The sequence below is a fragment of the Leptospira sp. WS58.C1 genome, from assembly GCF_040833995.1.
Classification (GTDB): Bacteria; Spirochaetota; Leptospiria; order Leptospirales; family Leptospiraceae; genus Leptospira_B; species Leptospira_B cinconiae.
In genome coordinates, this window is the sequence record NZ_CP162137.1 from 935,969 (window position 1) to 953,591 (window position 17,623).

Genomic DNA, 17,623 nt, shown 5'->3' on the forward strand with positions numbered 1-17,623 from the left:
CACTAAATCTGAGATCTAATGCTTATTTCGGGTAAACGGAAACTTGAACTTTCGTTTTGGAAACTTGTTCAAATTTAACGTGACCTTCTACAAGAGAGTAAAGTGTATGATCTTTACCTACACCTACGTTCTTTCCTGCATTTAATCTGGTTCCTCTTTGGCGAACGAGAATATTACCTGCGAGAACGAGTTCTCCACCGAAACGTTTTACACCAAGACGTTTGGATTGGGAATCGCGTCCGTTTTTGGAAGAACCGCCACCTTTCTTATGTGCCATGTTTATTCTCCTATGAGTTCAATTTCAGAAGGATATTGTTCCTTCAAGTTGACTAGTCCGCTTGTCACGAGATCGAAACTCGTATGAACGATCGGATCGGTCGTTTTTCGGGAGAGGATCTTGAAGTCCAAGAGTCCATCTCCGATTACCGCTTCTTCTGCCAAACCTTCCTTGCTTAAATGCAAGTAAAGAGTTTGGATGAGTACTCCGACAGCGGCGCAGAGAAGATTTTGTCCTTTGGATCCGTGCATCTTGGAAGCATGCCCGGAAGATTCCAAACCTAGGATTTCTTCTCCTTTTCGGAGTATCTTTATCCGGATCAAACTGCCGAAAGAGAAACTACCTTAACTTTTTGCAGTTGTTGTCTATGTCCCCAGGTTCTCTGAGAGTTTTTACGTTTTTTGTAAACGTATCCTCTTACTTTTTCTCCCTTTACATCTTCCAATACTTTCAGGGAGACTTTAGCGGATTTGAGTTCCGGAGAGCCGATATGAACCTTATTATTTTCAGCAAATAGTAGGACCTTAGCATCGAAGGTGTCACCGGCATTTTTACCTGTTTTTTCAGTCAGGAATTCAAGATCCTGAGTGACTTTGAATTGTCGGTTGCCGACAGAGATGATCGCAAACATGATTACTGGCCTAGTTTTCTCGAGTTTTGACCAGTTTTGACCGGTAGGAGTCGGTGTCAAGGGTTTTGGAGTACGATTTCCCAGGAAGAAGTTTGGCAATTGTCCTCTACCTTCCGTTATCCGGGTTTTAAATCTTGCTTAGATTTCCGGGAATCGAATCTAATAGTCTATACTAGTATGAGATATCTTAGCGCTAAGAAAAAAGATTTAGGAGACGGCTTTTTCGTTAGAAGAGTCCTTCCTCAAATCGAAGCCAGATCTTTAGGACCTTTTGTTTTTTTGGACCACATGGGTCCCCTTCCCATCAAGACCGGAACTGAAATTGTAGTTCGACCTCATCCTCATATTGGTCTTGCTACGGTAACGTATCTGTATGATGGAGTGATCACTCATAGGGACAGTATCGGAAAGGTGGAAGATATTCGTCCCTTCGAAGTGAACTGGATGACCGCAGGTTCCGGGATCGTACATAGCGAAAGATCCAAGCTTGATCCAGAATTTAGCATCTTAGAAGGTATCCAAACCTGGGTGGCACTTCCCAAAGAATTCGAAGAGACTGCCCCTGAATTCTTCCATCACGAAAGAGAAGAATTGCCCATTGTCAGCGGTGGAGGTTGGGAACTTAGGCTGATCGCAGGTTCTTTCATGGGAGAAGTTTCTCCGGTGAAAGTATATTCTCCATTATTCTATGCGGACCTAGAGGTGGAGGCAGGCGCTGAAGTAGAACTGCCCGTTTCTCAAGATCAAGAAGCTGGTATCTATGTCGCAAGAGGAAAGGTAGACGCGGAAGGAAAGAATGTCTCAGTAGGAGACATGGCGATCTATCCAAAAGGTGGGGCAGTCAAATTCAGAGCGGAAGAAACTTCCAGGATTGTACTCTTGGGCGGAGTCCCACTTTCTACCCCAAGGCATATGTATTGGAACTTTGTATCCAGTTCCTTAGAAAGGATAGAAAAAGCAAAATTGGATTGGAAAGAAGATCGATTTGCTCACGTGCCTGGGGAGACGGAGAGGATCCCGTTACCGGAACATTAGGATCGTTCAAATCGTTTAAAACCGGCTATTAATAGCGATTGAATAGATTCTTTTTCATTGCTTTGAAAAGAATTTCCTAAAATTCCACCTTGTCACCCTGGCCCTTCCGTAAATTTTGGTCATAGCATGGAAATCCGCAATATAGCCATTATCGCACACGTTGACCACGGGAAAACAACCCTTCTGGACGGCATTTTACGCCAAACCGGCGCAGTAACAGCCAAAGAAGATGGGGAAAGGATCATGGATAGTAATGATCTCGAAAAAGAAAAAGGGATCACTATCAAGGCCAAAAATACCGCAGTTATTTATAAAGGAACTCGTATCAACGTAGTAGATACTCCAGGTCACGCGGATTTCGGAGGAGAGGTGGAACGAGTACTTTCGACAGCGGATTCCTGCCTTCTTCTTGTGGACGCATTCGACGGACCCATGCCCCAAACCAGATTCGTATTGGGAAAGTCCCTGCAACTAGGACATAAACCTATTTTAGTGATCAATAAGATCGATAGAGACGGAGCCCGTCCTGATGCAGTCGTGGACATGGTTTTCGATTTGTTTAGCGACTTAGGTGCAACCAATGAACAATTGGATTTTCCGATCGTTTACGCTTCCGCAAAACAAGGTTGGGCCGTCAGCAAGTTAGAAGATGCTCCGGGAACCAATTTGGATCCACTTTTGGATACTGTACTTTCCCATGTTCCTCCTGTAAAAGCGAATATAGACGCAGCTTTACAATTCCAAGTTACTTCTTTGGATTATAACGATTATGTGGGTCGTATCGCAATCGGTAAGATCTATAACGGAAGACTACAAAGAGGGATGAACGTAGTCCAACTTTCCCCTAAAACGAACGGAAGAGACGAGACTCAAGTTTTAAAAATCACGAAATTATATAACTTTGAAGGTCTCAAACGGAACGAGATCGAAGAGGCGGAAGCCGGAGACATCGTTGCGATTGCAGGACTACCCGAAGTGTTTATCGGGGACACTGTTTGTGAACCCGGCAGACCTGCAGCTATGCCTGCCATCGAGGTAGAAGAGCCTACGGTTTCCATGTTTTTCATGGTAAACAATTCTCCATTTGCCGGTAAGGAAGGAAAATACGTAACTACCAGAAATATCCGCGAACGTCTGGATAGAGAGTTGGAAACAAACGTTGCAATGCGTTTGGAAGAAACCGAAGATAAGGACCGCTTCAAGGTTTTAGGTCGAGGAGAATTACATCTTTCCGTACTGATCGAAACCATGAGAAGAGAAGGTTTCGAATTACAAGTTTCCCGCCCTGAGGTAATCATCAAGAAGGGAGAAAACGGAGAAAAACTAGAGCCTTACGAGTATCTAGTAATGGATCTACCCGATCAATTCACAGGAAGTATTATCTCCGAGTTGAACCGCAGAAAAGGAGAGCTTCAATTGATGGATGCTCATCCCTCCGGAATGACCAGGGTAGAATTCGTAATTCCAACCAGAGGTATTATCGGGTTCCGAGGATATTTCGTAACCGAAACGAAAGGGGAAGGAGTTGCATCCAGCCGTTTCCTTCGATTCGATCTGTATAAGGGAGAAATTCCAGGAAGAAAGAACGGAGCATTAATCTCTATGGACTCCGGAGAAACCACTGGATACGCGCTTTGGAAAATCCAAGAAAGAGGAGAGCTATTGATCGATCCTCAAACTCCTGTGTATCCGGGAATGATCATCGGGATCCACTCCAGAGACAATGACCTGGAAGTGAACCCTGTAAAAGAGAAAAAACTGACTAACGTACGATCTTCCGGAGCGGATGAGGCGATCAGGCTCGTTCCTCCTCGTAAATTCAGCTTAGAGCAGAATATCGAATTCTTGGACGACGATGAACTTCTGGAAGTAACTCCTCAGAGCTTGCGACTTCGTAAGAAATACTTAGATGCAAATATGAGAAAGCGCGCCGGAAAGTAAGACTAAACTAAAGCGTTTCCAACAAAGAAGAAGGCTCGCAGTTGCGGGCCTTTTTTTGTGCACCCTGCCCAATGGTTTTTTACCCGCCGCATTGTATCGGTCGTTACAGGGATTTCGTTACACCAAATGGTATAAAATATATTAGAATTTTAGAATATTCCTTTCTTTTATTTTTAATTGAACGATCGATTTAAGATTATTTTTCCTTCCTTACTTATAATTCTCTTATTTTCTCAATTGACAATTTTGCACTGTTTTATAATCACCTTTGTGGGCCGGAGACACGGAAGAGGTGGACAAAGGTTCAAATAGCGAACGTTCGAAATTAAAAAATTAAATCGATTGTTTGTTATATATAAAAAGAACTCCTTCCTAAAGAGGCAAAGCCAGGGAAGTGAGATCCGTAGAGAGAATAGTTTAAAAGAAGAGGGTTAAGGAGAATGTTAAAAAGAGCAAAGTTAATGGTAGCTGGGGTTCTATTCCTAGCGGCGGGAGCAGTGAGCGCATCTGGAGGAGGTTCTTCAAGCAAACCTTTGGCCGGAGCTTATCCGATCGTAATGACTCATGGTATTTTCGGTTGGGGTAAATCCACTGGTATTGTTGACTATTGGGGCGGAAACGCAGCTTATCTTCAATCCCAAGGAGCCACTGTTCTCACTCCTACTGTGACAGCTACGAACTCTTCTGCAGCAAGAGCTTCTCAGTTGAAAACGGCGATCCAGACTGCAATGGCAGCTAATAATTACACCGGAAAAGTCCATATCATCGGACATTCCCAAGGTGGATTGGACGCAAGATACCTAGTTTCGAATCTTAGCTTTGCAAGTAAAGTAGCGACTCTCACTACACTCAACACTCCTCACAAAGGAAGTCCAGTTGCGAGCGTGATAGAGGCAGTGATCCCAAGTTGGGCATTACCTTATGTAGGAACAGTTATCAATTCTTTAGTAGGTGTAGTTTACGGACAATCTAGCCAAAACGTAGTTGCCGCATTAAAACTTCTGACTGTAAGCGGTGCCAGTTCTTTTAACGCAAGCACTCCAAACGTTTCCGGAGTTAAGTATTTCTCTTACGGATCATATATGATCGGGAATGACCTGATCCAACACCCTGCAATGGGACTAATCGCTCCTATTTGTTCCATCGGAGCGCCGTTCTATGGACAAAGTATTTGGAATGACGGTGTGGTTCCTGAAGATTCACAAAGATGGGGAACTTGGAAAGGTGGACCTTCTTACGGAATCCTTACCACAGGTGTGGATCACTTACAAGCTACCAACGCATTGTATTCAGGACAGTTCTGGTACGATACGAAAGGTTATTTCTTAAAAATAGCTTCCAACGCAAAAAGTAACCAATAGTAGCAGGTTTCGATCCTGTATTACGGGAAGACGCCTCCGTTACGGAGGCGTTTTTTTTATCCAAAATATTTTTAGGTCTTATTAATCTTTATTTTTGATCTTTTCCAATTCGCGGATCAGCTCCTCTTTGGAAACATTCGGATCTTGTTTTAATCTTCGGATCAATTCGTCTGCGCTTTCTTTTTGAGAAATTGTCTTACTATCCACGACTCCGTCCAGAATGATAGAAGAGAAGTTTTGGACCTTAGGAGCGGTAAGTCCAGGTTTGGTTTTGTTCAGTTCTACCACGGCTACATGTTCGAATACTTCCTGGACCTGGCCTGGATACTCGGCGATCTTGATCGGAGTTCCCGCTGTGAGGGGATCCGTAGTGGAAAAAAAAGCAAAGAAGTTTTGTTTACCTTCCGTTTGAGGAAATGCTTCCGCATCCAAAGGAAATAATACTACTCCTGCCACCTCGTTATCTATCGTCTTCCTGAACTTTCCTAAATTTAAGGAGATCCTGCCTAGAAGTGGATTCCCGATCCTTCTGTACACGTCTCCATTGGAGAATACGATGGAATTTTTATCCTGAGAAAGTTCTGCGGATCTTCCGCTTCCTTCGCCTATTAATTTTCCGAATTCTTTCACTTTTACAAAAGGTCCGAAGGCACGTACTGCCCATTTTTTAGGGTCTTCCGTATTTTGCCCGTGGTAGTTGCGATGGAATTCTTTGGATAGTGTTTCGAAAAATAAAAGTTCTCTATCGCTAGTCTGTAATTTTCCGGATTTAACTTTTAATTCTTCCCGGTTTTCGCTGATGCTAAATTGGAGTCTTGTTAAAATTTCGTGAGTGAATTCCATCTCTCCTTTTGCGGTGCGCCGGATCCAGAGAGTTTGAATTTTAATCTTTCCTTTTTCAAACCATTCTTTTGATCTTTCATTCACATAAAAACCTGCCAGTTCCGGGATTGCAGGGGTAGGTTTACCTTTCAAGCTATCTCCGCAGTTTATTAGAATGCCGAACAATAGTAAAAGAGGTACGGTTATTTTGAAACGCTTTCGAAACATTTGAATTACGTTAGTTTGTTACCGGAAAGGGTAAAGAAAAAAATGGATCCATATTCTCTTGACAAAGCTGTAGTTTTCTTAGATTAATGAGCGATAAAATCAATGGACCCTGAGCCGACAGATTACCGCTTTCGAAATCTACTTTCTTTAGTTTTTTGTATCTTCGTAATTTCCTGCAATTCTTTCGAAGCACCGGTCGCTCAAAAAGGTGTTTTAGACTTAACTCATTGGGATTATAGATCCAGCCCTACCATAAATTTACAGGGAGAATGGTCTTTTTTTCCGAATACATTTCAGCCTGACGATAATTCCGAAAAGCCAGAAGAGTTTCGTAAAGTCCCTGGCGTTTGGTCCGGCAACAGTTATGCGCTTCTTAAATTGAAAATTTTTCTTCCTGAAAAACACGGACGATTAGCGATCTATTCCAAACATCAGGCGACCGCCTTTGAAATTTTGATTAACGGAGTTTCCGCCGGGAGTTCGGGAAAACCGGGAATCTCTTCGGAGACAAGTATTCCGGATAATCGCCCGGTTTATTATGAATGGGACGAGTCGGCTAACGAAGTGGATATTAGTTTCAAAATTTCTAATTTCCATCATAGGTTGACCGGGCTTTGGTTCGATATCCGTTTCGGCGATGCCGAGGCCGTTTATAAAGAAACTCTAATACTTAGGGATTGGGACCTTTTTTTGGCGGGACTTTTTTTTATGTCCACCATTTACCATCTGGGTCTTTTTTTTCTCAGAAGGCAGGATCGCACTCCTCTAGTATTCGCTTTATTCTGCTTTTGTTTATTTCTTCGTTTATTCGTAACCGAGGAAAAATTGATCCAATTCTATTTTCCTTGGGTGGATTATCCACTTTCTATGAATTTGGAATATCTTACCATGTATGCCGCTTTACCTTTAGGGCTTCATTTTTTGAGACATTCCTTTCCGGTCTATTTTCCTCGAAAATGGATGTTATTATTTTATCTCATCTCATTTACATTTTCTTTAAGTACAATTTTTCCTTTTCCTATTCCTTCCTTGCCAATTCCTTATTTTCAGATGGTCTTTTTGGGCGGGGTAGTATTCGCACTTGTGGTACTTTTTAGGGCGATCATTCATAAAGAACAATATTCTATCGCGATCGGATTTGCCATATTCGCTCTTATCTTAGCGGGGATTTTCGATATGCTTGCCGCTCGACAGATCATATTCGCTAGGTTTATTATTCCAATCGGAATGTTCGTGGCCATTCTTACCCAGACATTCATTCTTTCTTCTAGATACAGAGATCTATATAGAGAAAAGGAAAAACTTTCGGATCGACTACAACGTTTGAACGAGACCTACAGTAGATTCGTACCTATCAGCTTTTTGGAATTTTTAGGTAAGGGAAAGTTGGAGGATATGAGGCCCGGGGATCAGATCAAAAAGGAGATGACCATCCTATTTGCGGATATCAGGTCTTTTACCGAGATCTCGGAAAGTCTGGACTCCAAGGAAAGTTTCGAATTACTAAATTCATATATTTCAGAGATGGAACCTCTCATTCATTCCAATCGCGGTTTTGTGGATAAGTATTTTGGGGACGCGATCATGGCTTTGTTTCCGGAAAGTTCGGACGATGCGGTGAATGCCGCCATCTCGATGCAAAATCGTATTTTGGATTATAATCAAAGAAGAATGGACCAAGGAAATCGTGCGATCGGAGTAGGGATCGGTATCCATACGGGTTCCTTGATGATGGGCCTTGTCGGTTCAGGAGATCGTATGGAAAGTACGGTGATCTCGGATGTAGTACATCTGGCTTCTAAATTGGAAGCTTTGAATAAATATTACGGCTCTAGTATATTGATCAGCGAAGATACTTATTCAAAATTAAACTCTTCCGAAAAATTCCTACTTCGGAAATTGGATAAACTCAAATTTAGAGGGAAAGAAGAACCTAAGGCAATCTATGAGCTGGGAGATCATTTGAGTAAAACCGAAAAAGAAGCATTCCTAAGATCGAAAGGCAATTTTGAAAGAGGAGTCGAACTTTTTCATTCCGGAAAGTATTTGGATTCAGGCGAATTCTTTCGGGAAGCATTGAGGATCTATTCCGGAGACAGGGCCGCGAACTTGTATTTAAAACGTTGCACGGAACAAATTTATTCTTCCAATACAAAAGTGCAACCCGGTCCGGATCTAGCTTAAGGTCATTCTCCGTTTAAAAACAAGGTTTCTTCCGCGTCTTCCTGGGAATCTTCGGAAGCGGAATCCAAAGACTTGCGGACCTTGGCGCCTAGTTTACGGATGTTCTCCGCTCTTCCTAAAAGATTTCCTCTGCCTGATTTTAATTTTCCGAGAACGGCATCGTAATTGTCTTTGGACTTATCAATGGATTTTCCTAGAACTTCCAGAGCGGTAACGATCTCTACGATCTTATCGTACATCTTACCGGATTCTTCCGCGATCTGTTCCGAATTTTTGTTTTGTTTTTCCTTTCTCCAAAGATTGGCCACCATTTTTAAGGAAACCATTAGAGTGGAAGGGGTAACGATTAGGATATTTTTTGCGTAAGCATCTTCTAAAAATTTCGGATCCGTACGAACTGCTTCGTAGTAAGAAGGTTCCACGGGTAAAAACATCAATACGAAGTCCAGAGATTCTATCCCGTACAAGGACTGGTAATTTTTCTTATATAGCCCGGAGACATGCTCATATAAACTTTTAAGATGTTTTTGTAGAGCCGCCTTTTTTACTTCTTCCGTTTCTGCCGAAGCGTATTCCACGTAAGCCGTTAAGGAGACTTTGGAGTCTATTACGATCGATTTACCGGAAGGAAGTTTGACTACTATATCCGGTCTCAATCTTCCGTCTTCCGTTTGTACGGACTCCTGAGCTGTGTATTCCCTTCCTTTGACAAGACCGCTATTCTGGAGAATATTTTCGAGTATTCCTTCTCCCCAATCCCCTTGCGTTTTCGAATTTCCTTTCAGAGCGGAAGCCAAACTTTTGGCGTCTTCTGAAAGAGTTTTATTCATTTCTAATAGATTATTGATCTGAGCCTTTAAGTTTGCGGTATCGTCCTTATGTTCTTTATGAGAAAGTTCCACTTTTACGCCGAATTTTTCAATTTCGTCCTTAAACGGGCGAAGCAAGTCGGTGATCTTTTCGTGGGTCTGCTGGCTGAATTTTTGGGAGTTATCTAACAGAGCTTGATTGGCTGCATGTTTGAACTTTTCATCAAGCTTGGTCATAAGCTCTTCGAATTCTTTTTTTTGGTTCTCCAATCTTTCTTTCAAAAGATCGGATTCTTTCTTCATAGCTTGGTAATAGCCGATCGCTTTTTCCGTTTTTTCGGAATTCTCTTTTAATTCTTTTTCTAACTGGAGGATCCTTTCTTTGGATCTTTGTTCCGAGGTGAGAAGGCCCGCTTTTTCTAATTTTAACTTTTCGTGTTCATTCGGATTGATACCGGACTCTTTTGAATAGAGGGCTTTGGCTAAAAAGAATGCCAGGCCAAATCCTATAAGAAGACCGGTGAGTAATACGATTGCAAATTCCATTTTGACTCCTTTTTGGAATTCGGTACAATTCGGGATACCTATTTCCAGGATAGAATTTCCATTTTATGGGGACCCCGGACAAATTTGGGATCCCTGGTGAGAATTTAAAAAATTAATTTTTTCCTTTTTTACGGGAAGGGCCCGAACCTGAGCCTTTTTTATTGCCTGAGTGGAATCGATTGGTGTTTCGATTTTTATCCTTATGGTCCCGTTTTCCGTTTTGTTTGGATTTTCCACCGAAACGTCTATCTCTGTCGTTTCTCGAATGACTTTCTTTTTCTCGGAAACCCCTTTGATCTTGGTCAAAACGGACTTCGGAGTCGAATTTTTCGGACTTATCCGCAAGGGCCAATTTGAATAGCGCTGCCGCTATTCGTTCCGCCGGAATTCCTTCGGAGGTAAGTTTCTTAACGAGTTTGGAATATTCGGAAACGTCTCCTTCCTCCGCAACTTCTTTTACGATATGGGAATATTCTAAAAATTTCTTTTCCGTGAGTTCTGAAATATCAGGGACTTTTCCGAGTTCCATTTCGAATTCATGGTCTTCTCTGATCTTGCGTAATGTTTTGAAGTCCTTATTAGAAACAAAACTGAGCGCGAGTCCTTTTCTTCCAGCTCTTCCTGTTCTACCGATACGGTGCACATAGTCTTCGGAATCTCTAGGGATATCGTAATTAAATACTGCTTCTACGTCGCTTACATCAATTCCTCTTCCGGCTACGTCAGTTGCTACAAGAACTGTAACAAGTCCAGAGCGAAATCCGGACATTACCTTGTTTCTTTGGTTTTGGGAAAGATCTCCATGCAATCCTTCGGAGAATACTCCTTTGGATTTTAAGAATTCCACAAGTTCATCCACTCGGACCTTAGTATTACAAAATACTAAAGAAGCCTTAGGAGTATGATATTCTAAAAGACGTATCAATGCCTCGTGTTTGAGGCCTTCTCTCATTTCAAAATAGATCTGCTGGATCTTAGGTCGGTCCGCTTTTCCTCCGGTCACATCTACAACCTTGGGAGAATTTTGGAACTTTTTAGTGATCCCCATCACCTTTGCGGAAAGGGTTGCGGAGAACAGAATAGTCTGTCTTTCTTCCGGGACCTTTGCAAGAATGATTTCCATGTCCTCCAAAAATCCCATGTCCAACATTTCGTCCGCTTCGTCTAGGATCACCATTTTGACTTTGCTCAAATCCAAGGTTTTGCGATCCATATGATCCATGGTCCTTCCAGGTGTACCGACGATCACTTGCGGTTTTCTTTTTAATGCCTTGAATTGTTTGGTGATATCGTCTCCGCCGTAGATTGCGACTACTTGGAAATCTTCTTTATATTTTCCTAATTTTCTATACTCTTCCGCGACTTGGACTACCAATTCTCTTGTCGGGCAGAGTACTAATACTTGAGGTGACTGTTCTTTTTCTTCCAGTATTTCTAAACTTGGAATTGCGAATGCCGCCGTTTTACCTGTTCCTGTACGGGAATGACCGATTACGTCCCTTCCGGAAAGAATAAGTGGAATAGCTTCGGATTGGATGGAAGAAGGTTCGGTAAATCCTAGATCGGATACGGCTTTTAATACGTCCTCGGATATACCGAGTTCATGGAATGTTTTTTTAGGTTTCAAAGATAGCTCCTGGGATACTTGCGTAAATTTTTACGGTATCCTCACGATTATGCCTTTCCGGCTAAGAGCTTGGATCTTTATAGAATGGTCCTATTTAAACATAAAGGAAAGATTTAGGCTCTGGTATCGTTTCTTCCATGAATTCAAACACGACTCTCCAGCATAGCATTAAAGGTCTTTTATTCCTTTCCGGTTTTCATATATTTCAGCCGTAACTTATCCGGAAACTTTTCGATCGCATATCTAAGCATGGTCCTGGGCATCTTATGGGCATGTTTGTCTAAAAAATCTGTTTCAGATTTGAGGCTTCTGTTGCCCACTTCTCTTAGCATCCAACCCACCGCCTTATGGATGAGATCCTCTTTGTCCGATAAGAGTAATTCGGAGATCTTTAAGGTATCCTTAAAGTCTCCTTTGCGTATAAAAGCGAAAGTGGAGATGATCGCGATCCGTCTTTCCCATATATTATTCGATTTAACTAACTTATATAGGAGGTCCCTTTTTTTATCTATGAGATAATCCCCTATCAAATCTCTGGAGCTTAGGTCTACGATGTCCCAATTGTTTACGTATTTTAAGTTTTTTAAATAGAATAAATGCAGTTGTTCTCGCTTGTCTGTCCGCGTCTTTTGGAACTTCTCACATAGTATAAAAAATCCAAGGAGCCTTTCCTCGTGGTATTTTGATTTTACGATCTTTTGTAATTCGGGTAACGGAAGTCCTTTGTATGATTTGGAAATTTTTCGTAAAGGGGGGACCTTTACTCCTAAGAATAGGTCGCCTTCTCCGTATTCACCCTTTCCCGTTTTGAAAAATCGGGAAAGTATCTCTACCGCCTTCGGGTCGGCGATATTTCTGACTTCTAAGATCACATCTTCCGCCTTGGAATTTTCGCCTCCCAATAATTTCTTTTTGTTGATTGTTTTCGATTTAGGCATGGGACAAAATTTCCTTTTGGGAGAGGGGTAGGGCAAGCATTATCGGAAGATATTTGTCATGTTCCAAATTTCGGTTTTTGGGCTTGCCAGTTAGGAGGTCCCACAAATCCTAATTTTTAGGAAAGATCCGCTCTACTATGAAACATAAACCCCTTCATAATATTTACAGTAAAGATATTCTGAGAAAGAAGTTAGAGGCCGAGGATTTTCAGCGTACTACTATTTCCTTTTATAGATACGTGATCTTAGAGGAACCGGACCTTCTCCGCAATGAACTATACAAAGAATGGGAATCTCTGGGAGTGCTCGGAAGGATCTATATCGCAAGAGAAGGGATCAACGCTCAGTTATCCTTGCCTGAATTTAATTTTCAAAAATTCAGGGACTCGATAGATGCGAGAAAGGAATTTAAGGATGTTCCGTTCAAAATTGCCGTGGAACAAAAGTCTTACTCATTTTTAAAATTGGACATACGAGTCCGTAATAAGATCGTAGCGGACGGTTTGACCGACGATACTTTCGACGTAACCAATGTAGGAACCCACCTAAACGCCGAAGAATTTAACAAAAAATTGGAATCTCCCGGGACCATTGTGGTGGATGTTCGCAATCATTACGAGTCTGAGATAGGACATTTCGAGGGAGCATTACTTCCGCAAGCGGATACCTTTAGGGAAGAATTGCCGATGATAGTAGACCTTCTGAAAGACAAGAAGGATAAAGAGATCGTAATGTATTGTACCGGCGGGATCCGATGTGAGAAGGCATCCGCATACCTGAAACATCATGGGTTCCGAAATGTGTATCAGTTGCATGGAGGAATTATCTCTTACGCTTCCGAAATTAAGGAGAAGGGATTGGACTCCAAGTTTAAGGGAAAAAATTTCGTGTTCGATGCGAGGCTTCAGGAAACCGTGGGAGAAGAGATCCTAAGTGAATGCCACCAATGTGATCGGAAATCCGCAAGGCATATCAATTGTGCGAATCCCGCCTGTCATATTTTATTCATCCAATGTGAATCCTGTGCGGAAAAATTCGATAACTGCTGCTCTGTGGAATGCCAAGAGATCGCAGCTTTACCTGCGGAAGAACAGAAAAAATTAAGAAAAGGTAAAGCCGCTTCCAATAAACATTTTTCCAAGTCCAAGATCAGGCCAAAAGTTTTCGAACTGTACAAAGGAAAATAAAAGGTCCTTTTAATTTTCTTAAGAAAATCGAATTATCTTGTAATATTTTAAATTACAAGGAGTCTAAAGAAAAAGTAGGAAATTATGCAAAAATTACCGGTATTTTTCGTAGGCCATGGAAGTCCCATGAACGCACTAGGACCGAATCCGATAGCCGATACATGGTCGGAATCCACGAAAGATTTTCCGGAACCTAAAGCGATCTTAAGTATTTCTGCTCATTGGTTTACTAGAGGAACATATATAACCTCTAACGAGCTTCCTCCTACCATTCATGATTTTTACGGATTCCCTCAGGAATTATTCGATGTTCAATATCCTGCCCCGGGAAATCCAAAACTTGCGGAAGACCTTTCCAGATCCAATCATGTACAAGTGATCCAAGACGATTCTTGGGGACTAGATCATGGAACCTGGAGTGTACTACGGAATATGTATCCTAAAGCGAATATTCCTGTCGTGCAGTTGAGTATAGATGCCACAAAATCCGGAGAATGGCATTACGAATTTGCGAAATTTTTATCCAAGTTAAGAGAAGAAGGTATTTTGATCTTGGGAAGCGGAGACCTAGTGCATAATTTACGTCTTTATGATTGGAAAAACCAAGACAAGGCGCATGACTGGGCATTGGATGCAAATGAGACTTTCAAAGATCTCATCCAAAAAAGAGATTGGAAGAGCCTCGCAAATTATCAAAAATTAGGGACGGCGGTGCAGATGGCTATCCCTACTCCCGAACATTATTTTCCTATGTTATACGCTTTGGCATTGGCAGAGGAGAAGGAAGAAATCCGTTTTTATAATGATATCATCCAAAGTTCGGTATCTTTGACTAGTATGAAGATCGGTTAGGATCTAGTTTTTTACGAACTCAATCGTATCTTCAGGAGGTCTTTTCTCTTCCCCAGATCCCAGCCAGAAAAAGTCCGCTGATTAAATGCCATACCCCCCACCAAGCGGCGATAAGGGCCATTGATCCGATTCCTTGGAAGAACGTAAAGATCAGGATAAGACCAAGACCTGAGTTTTGGAGTCCTGTCTCCAGGGAGATTGTTTTTCTCTCTTTATGAGCTAGGCCGGCTATCCATGAGGCAAGATAGCCAACCGTTAAGGCGGTACCGTTATGCAGAAGTACTAACCAAAACAAAACAGGTCCGAATTCCACAAAGGATCTCCAGTTGCCGATGAATGCGATCAATATAAAAACCCCAAGTAGAACGGTAGATCCAACCCTCATAGGCTTCTTTAATTTAGAAGCAATCTTGGGAAGAAAACGGTTCGTGAGCGCTCCTAAGATCAACGGCAAGATTAATATTAGAAAAATGGAAAGAAATACATCTACCGGATTTAAACTGATCTCTTTTAATCTGTCTGCAGCGGGAGAATATAACTTTCCCCAAAAGAAAAAGTTAAACGGAGTAAAGAACCAGGCTAAAACGGTTGTGGTAGCCGTGAGTGAAATGGAAAGAGGAACATTCCCTTTGGCAAGAAGGCTGATAAAATTGGACATGTTCCCGCCCGGGCAGGCCGCCACTAAGATCATTCCAAGAGCCAGACCGGGATGTGGGCGTAAAATATAAAGTAATCCTACCGTAAGAGCGGGCAATAATACTAATTGGGAAAACAGACCGACAATGGCAGCCTTGGGCTGTTTTCTTAAATTCGTAAAGTCCGCGAGGGTCAGTTCCAAAGAGACCCCGTACATGATGAGTCCCAAACAAATATTCAAGACAAAGAGCCCCGCCGGACTGAAATTCAATTTGACTAAATCGAAATCTTGCATGTATTTCCTTGAACGGACAAATGTCCGCTCCCGTTTAATATTTTATGATTTTTTAAATTATATTTTAGTCCGTCCAGGTGACTAAAATTTCCCTTGGACCGGAGAATGGTAATCTTCCATGGGAAACCGAATAATTGTCTATCAAAAGTATATCTCCCTTTTGCCAGGAGAATATGGACAAATGTTTCCAAAATGTACGGCTTACCTTGCCGATCTCGGAAACGCTGATCTCGGAATCGTCCCCGAAGACCACATTCGTATCTTGGTCCTTAGGTTCCACAAGCATCTTCTTTAAGAATGTGAGAACGTACAACACGCCGGCCAGGATTGCGCTACGAATTGTGCCTTGCTGCTTTAGGATTTTTGCATATTCTAATCTGGCTGCGTCTTGGTGGAATACTTGGCTATGATTATGCCATGCTTTTGTTTTTGCTATCGGATGTTTTCTGACCGCAACCTGCTTATTTGTGAGTTTTAATCCGTCTTCAGGAAGCCATTCAACTTGGAATCTTTGTTGTGCAGCAATCTTCTCCACCTGTTTTTTTTCTTTAGTAGAGAACATCTCGTCCCAACGTTTTGTTTTCCAAAGATTATACCGTGAGGCGCTTGGACCGTCATATTTACGGATGTATTTGACCCCTTTGGTTTCAAATTTTTTTATTAGATCGGGATCCATGTCCTCGTATATTTTGCGGAGATCCGCGATGGGAGTTTCTCCATGTTCTTTGGGGGCAACAGCGCAGAAGAACATCAACTTTCGGGGAGGTTTGTCTAAGAAACTCATCTCCGCATGTTGCATAATCGGATAATGAGGGGGAAGTTCGCTCGCAGTGTGTACAAACTGCGTAACTTTGTTCCTGGGGGAAGTTCCCAAATAATCCGTTTTTAGATTTTTATCTAAGCTAAGTGCGACGTCTTCGAATTCTTGTGCGGAAGAGATCCGGAAACCTCGGAATAATATTGCCCCATATTCCAATAGATCCGCTTCTACGGATTTTTTATTTTTGGAAACCCATGCAGGTAAAAACCCCGGCTCTAAAGCGTTCGTGTCACCAGGCCCGTAAATTCTGGGGAGTTCCCTTCCTGGGAAAAAAGATCTTTCTACCCTGCCTAGACCTTTCGGCTTAGTTTTGTTAGGGGAAACTTTCTTAATTGCGGATTTGCCGGATCGGGAAACTGTATTTGTTTTCATGTTAGTTCTCCCCTTAGAGAATGAAAACTTTTATAAAACTACAGAATGGAAAGGCAAGTCTTTTCATTTCCGCCTTGATTCAACGGTTTCATCTAAAATACCTATATCATGAGTTTTAGCGCCGGAGAAAGAAAATGAACGTTTCACTTTCTAAGGAAGGTCCTGTTTTTTCCAGGCTTGTTTACGGATGCTGGCGAATACATACCGATCCGAAAGGAGCAGGGACTGATCGAATTTTAGAAAAGATAGAAGTTTGTATTCAATCCGGGATTGATACGTTCGATCATGCGGATTTATATGGTGAATACGAGAACGAGGAGAGATTCGGTACGGCATTAAAAATCAGACCGGATATTAAAGAGAAAATAAAGATAGTTACTAAGGCTGGGATCCAACTTCCTGGGCCGAATCGCCATGGGATCACAATAAAACATTATGATACGTCCGCGAATTATCTGGTCCATTCTGCGGAGAATTCATTAAGAAAATTGAATGTAGATAAGATAGACCTGCTTCTGATACATAGGCCTGACCCTCTTATGGATGCGGACGAGATCGCTAAAGCATTTAGCTCCCTAAAAGAAAGCGGTAAAGTTTTGTATTTCGGAGTTTCCAATTTCACTCCTTTTCAGTTTTCATTATTGCAGTCCAGATTGGATTTTCCTTTGGTTACGAACCAAGTGGAATTCCATCCGTTCCATACGGATCCTCTTGTGAATGGAGTATTCGATCAGGCACAAGAATTGCGAATTAAACCGATGATCTGGTCTCCTACGGCAGGTGGTCGAGTTTTTCGACCTAAAAGGGAACAAGAAACCGTTTTATATAATACATTGGAAGATCTTGCAAAGAAGAAGGATACTAGTCCGGACGCGGTCTTATTCGCTTGGTATCTTTTTCATCCTGCAAATTTGGTCCCAGTTTTAGGGACGAACGATCCCGACCGTATCAGATCGGCTGCAAAATCAGTTCATCTTCGGCTGGAAAAAGAGGAATGGTTCCGCATTTTAGAGGCAGGAACAGGTAAAAGAGTTCCGTGATACAAAAAAATGACAACATAAG

General features: G+C 42.0%; 16 protein-coding genes. 7 read left to right on the plus strand and 9 right to left on the minus strand.

What is annotated here, in order from left to right:
* Nucleotides 1-22: 22 nt before the first annotated feature.
* The 3 genes from rpmA to rplU are packed head-to-tail and all read right to left on the minus strand — an operon-like array spanning nt 23 to nt 908.
* Entirely contained in the window at nt 23-277 is a 255-nt protein-coding gene (rpmA, locus tag AB3N61_RS04350) for a 50S ribosomal protein L27 (protein WP_020771288.1), read from the minus strand.
* Between the two features lie 2 nt (nt 278-279).
* Nucleotides 280-600 (minus strand): ribosomal-processing cysteine protease Prp, encoded by a 321-nt coding sequence (locus tag AB3N61_RS04355; RefSeq protein ID WP_020771163.1) that lies wholly within the window; start codon nt 598-600, stop codon nt 280-282.
* Nucleotides 597-908: a 50S ribosomal protein L21 gene (gene rplU, locus AB3N61_RS04360; protein ID WP_008593635.1), complete on the minus strand. Its 312-nt coding sequence runs from the start codon at nt 906-908 to the stop codon at nt 597-599. The genes AB3N61_RS04355 and rplU overlap by 4 nt, the downstream gene beginning before the upstream one ends.
* A 177-nt stretch (nt 909-1,085) precedes the next feature.
* Here rplU and AB3N61_RS04365 point away from each other — a divergent pair, with 177 nt between their 5' ends.
* From AB3N61_RS04365 to AB3N61_RS04375, 3 genes are all read left to right on the plus strand, one after another.
* A complete protein-coding gene (locus tag AB3N61_RS04365) occupies nt 1,086-1,943 on the plus strand; it encodes a pirin family protein (RefSeq protein ID WP_257587979.1) in 858 nt (285 codons plus the stop codon).
* Between the two features lie 126 nt (nt 1,944-2,069).
* On the plus strand, nt 2,070-3,884 hold the full coding sequence (gene typA / locus AB3N61_RS04370) for a translational GTPase TypA (protein ID WP_367898564.1): 1,815 nt from the start codon (nt 2,070-2,072) through the stop codon (nt 3,882-3,884).
* 440 nt (nt 3,885-4,324) lie between these two features.
* Nucleotides 4,325-5,245: an esterase/lipase family protein gene (locus tag AB3N61_RS04375; protein ID WP_036090850.1), complete on the plus strand. Its 921-nt coding sequence runs from the start codon at nt 4,325-4,327 to the stop codon at nt 5,243-5,245.
* An 81-nt stretch (nt 5,246-5,326) separates the two neighbouring features.
* On the opposite strand, the gene AB3N61_RS04380 is transcribed toward AB3N61_RS04375, so the two are convergent.
* Nucleotides 5,327-6,295 (minus strand): LIC12353 family lipoprotein, encoded by a 969-nt coding sequence (locus AB3N61_RS04380; RefSeq protein ID WP_367898565.1) that lies wholly within the window; start codon nt 6,293-6,295, stop codon nt 5,327-5,329.
* Nucleotides 6,296-6,397: 102 nt separating this feature from the next.
* Here AB3N61_RS04380 and AB3N61_RS04385 point away from each other — a divergent pair, with 102 nt between their 5' ends.
* Nucleotides 6,398-8,479: an adenylate/guanylate cyclase domain-containing protein gene (locus tag AB3N61_RS04385; RefSeq protein ID WP_367898566.1), complete on the plus strand. Its 2,082-nt coding sequence runs from the start codon at nt 6,398-6,400 to the stop codon at nt 8,477-8,479.
* 2 nt (nt 8,480-8,481) lie between these two features.
* Here the strand turns inward: AB3N61_RS04385 and rmuC are convergent, their stop codons facing one another.
* From rmuC to AB3N61_RS04400, 3 genes are all read right to left on the minus strand, one after another.
* Nucleotides 8,482-9,834 carry a DNA recombination protein RmuC gene (rmuC, locus tag AB3N61_RS04390; RefSeq protein ID WP_367898567.1) on the minus strand — a complete coding sequence of 451 codons (1,353 nt, stop codon included), beginning with the start codon at nt 9,832-9,834 and terminating at the stop codon, nt 8,482-8,484.
* Between the two features lie 112 nt (nt 9,835-9,946).
* Nucleotides 9,947-11,461: a DEAD/DEAH box helicase gene (locus AB3N61_RS04395; protein ID WP_020771419.1), complete on the minus strand. Its 1,515-nt coding sequence runs from the start codon at nt 11,459-11,461 to the stop codon at nt 9,947-9,949.
* A 179-nt stretch (nt 11,462-11,640) separates the two neighbouring features.
* A complete protein-coding gene (locus AB3N61_RS04400) occupies nt 11,641-12,399 on the minus strand; it encodes a DNA alkylation repair protein (RefSeq protein WP_367898568.1) in 759 nt (252 codons plus the stop codon).
* 137 nt (nt 12,400-12,536) lie between these two features.
* Between AB3N61_RS04400 and AB3N61_RS04405 the strand changes: the two genes are divergently transcribed.
* Nucleotides 12,537-13,586 (plus strand): rhodanese-related sulfurtransferase, encoded by a 1,050-nt coding sequence (locus AB3N61_RS04405; RefSeq protein ID WP_367898569.1) that lies wholly within the window; start codon nt 12,537-12,539, stop codon nt 13,584-13,586.
* An 84-nt stretch (nt 13,587-13,670) separates the two neighbouring features.
* The gene (gene ygiD / locus AB3N61_RS04410) at nt 13,671-14,438 is read left to right on the plus strand and encodes a 4,5-DOPA dioxygenase extradiol (protein ID WP_367898570.1); all 768 of its coding nucleotides are present in this window, start codon (nt 13,671-13,673) and stop codon (nt 14,436-14,438) included.
* 31 nt (nt 14,439-14,469) lie between these two features.
* Here ygiD and AB3N61_RS04415 read toward each other — a convergent pair whose 3' ends face one another.
* Entirely contained in the window at nt 14,470-15,369 is a 900-nt protein-coding gene (locus AB3N61_RS04415) for a bile acid:sodium symporter family protein (RefSeq protein ID WP_020771527.1), read from the minus strand.
* Between the two features lie 64 nt (nt 15,370-15,433).
* Nucleotides 15,434-16,561 carry a TauD/TfdA family dioxygenase gene (locus AB3N61_RS04420; protein WP_020771113.1) on the minus strand — a complete coding sequence of 376 codons (1,128 nt, stop codon included), beginning with the start codon at nt 16,559-16,561 and terminating at the stop codon, nt 15,434-15,436.
* 134 nt (nt 16,562-16,695) lie between these two features.
* Between AB3N61_RS04420 and AB3N61_RS04425 the strand changes: the two genes are divergently transcribed.
* Nucleotides 16,696-17,601, plus strand: coding sequence for an aldo/keto reductase (locus tag AB3N61_RS04425; protein ID WP_367898571.1), 906 nt, complete (start codon nt 16,696-16,698; stop codon nt 17,599-17,601).
* The last annotated feature ends 22 nt before the right edge of the window (nt 17,602-17,623 follow it).

Bases quoted from the DNA above. Each gene is read 5' to 3' on its own strand.
- AB3N61_RS04420 (WP_020771113.1), bottom strand. From the start codon at position 16,561: ATGAAAACAAATACAGTTTCCCGATCCGGCAAATCCGCAATTAAGAAA.
- AB3N61_RS04385 (WP_367898566.1), top strand. From the start codon at position 6,398: ATGGACCCTGAGCCGACAGATTACCGCTTTCGAAATCTACTTTCTTTA.
- ygiD (WP_367898570.1), top strand. From the start codon at position 13,671: ATGCAAAAATTACCGGTATTTTTCGTAGGCCATGGAAGTCCCATGAAC.
- AB3N61_RS04425 (WP_367898571.1), top strand. From the start codon at position 16,696: ATGAACGTTTCACTTTCTAAGGAAGGTCCTGTTTTTTCCAGGCTTGTT.
- AB3N61_RS04380 (WP_367898565.1), bottom strand. From the start codon at position 6,295: ATGTTTCGAAAGCGTTTCAAAATAACCGTACCTCTTTTACTATTGTTC.
- AB3N61_RS04415 (WP_020771527.1), bottom strand. From the start codon at position 15,369: ATGCAAGATTTCGATTTAGTCAAATTGAATTTCAGTCCGGCGGGGCTC.
- rplU (WP_008593635.1), bottom strand. From the start codon at position 908: ATGTTTGCGATCATCTCTGTCGGCAACCGACAATTCAAAGTCACTCAG.
- AB3N61_RS04405 (WP_367898569.1), top strand. From the start codon at position 12,537: ATGAAACATAAACCCCTTCATAATATTTACAGTAAAGATATTCTGAGA.
- AB3N61_RS04400 (WP_367898568.1), bottom strand. From the start codon at position 12,399: ATGCCTAAATCGAAAACAATCAACAAAAAGAAATTATTGGGAGGCGAA.
- AB3N61_RS04365 (WP_257587979.1), top strand. From the start codon at position 1,086: ATGAGATATCTTAGCGCTAAGAAAAAAGATTTAGGAGACGGCTTTTTC.
- typA (WP_367898564.1), top strand. From the start codon at position 2,070: ATGGAAATCCGCAATATAGCCATTATCGCACACGTTGACCACGGGAAA.
- AB3N61_RS04375 (WP_036090850.1), top strand. From the start codon at position 4,325: ATGTTAAAAAGAGCAAAGTTAATGGTAGCTGGGGTTCTATTCCTAGCG.
- rmuC (WP_367898567.1), bottom strand. From the start codon at position 9,834: ATGGAATTTGCAATCGTATTACTCACCGGTCTTCTTATAGGATTTGGC.
- rpmA (WP_020771288.1), bottom strand. From the start codon at position 277: ATGGCACATAAGAAAGGTGGCGGTTCTTCCAAAAACGGACGCGATTCC.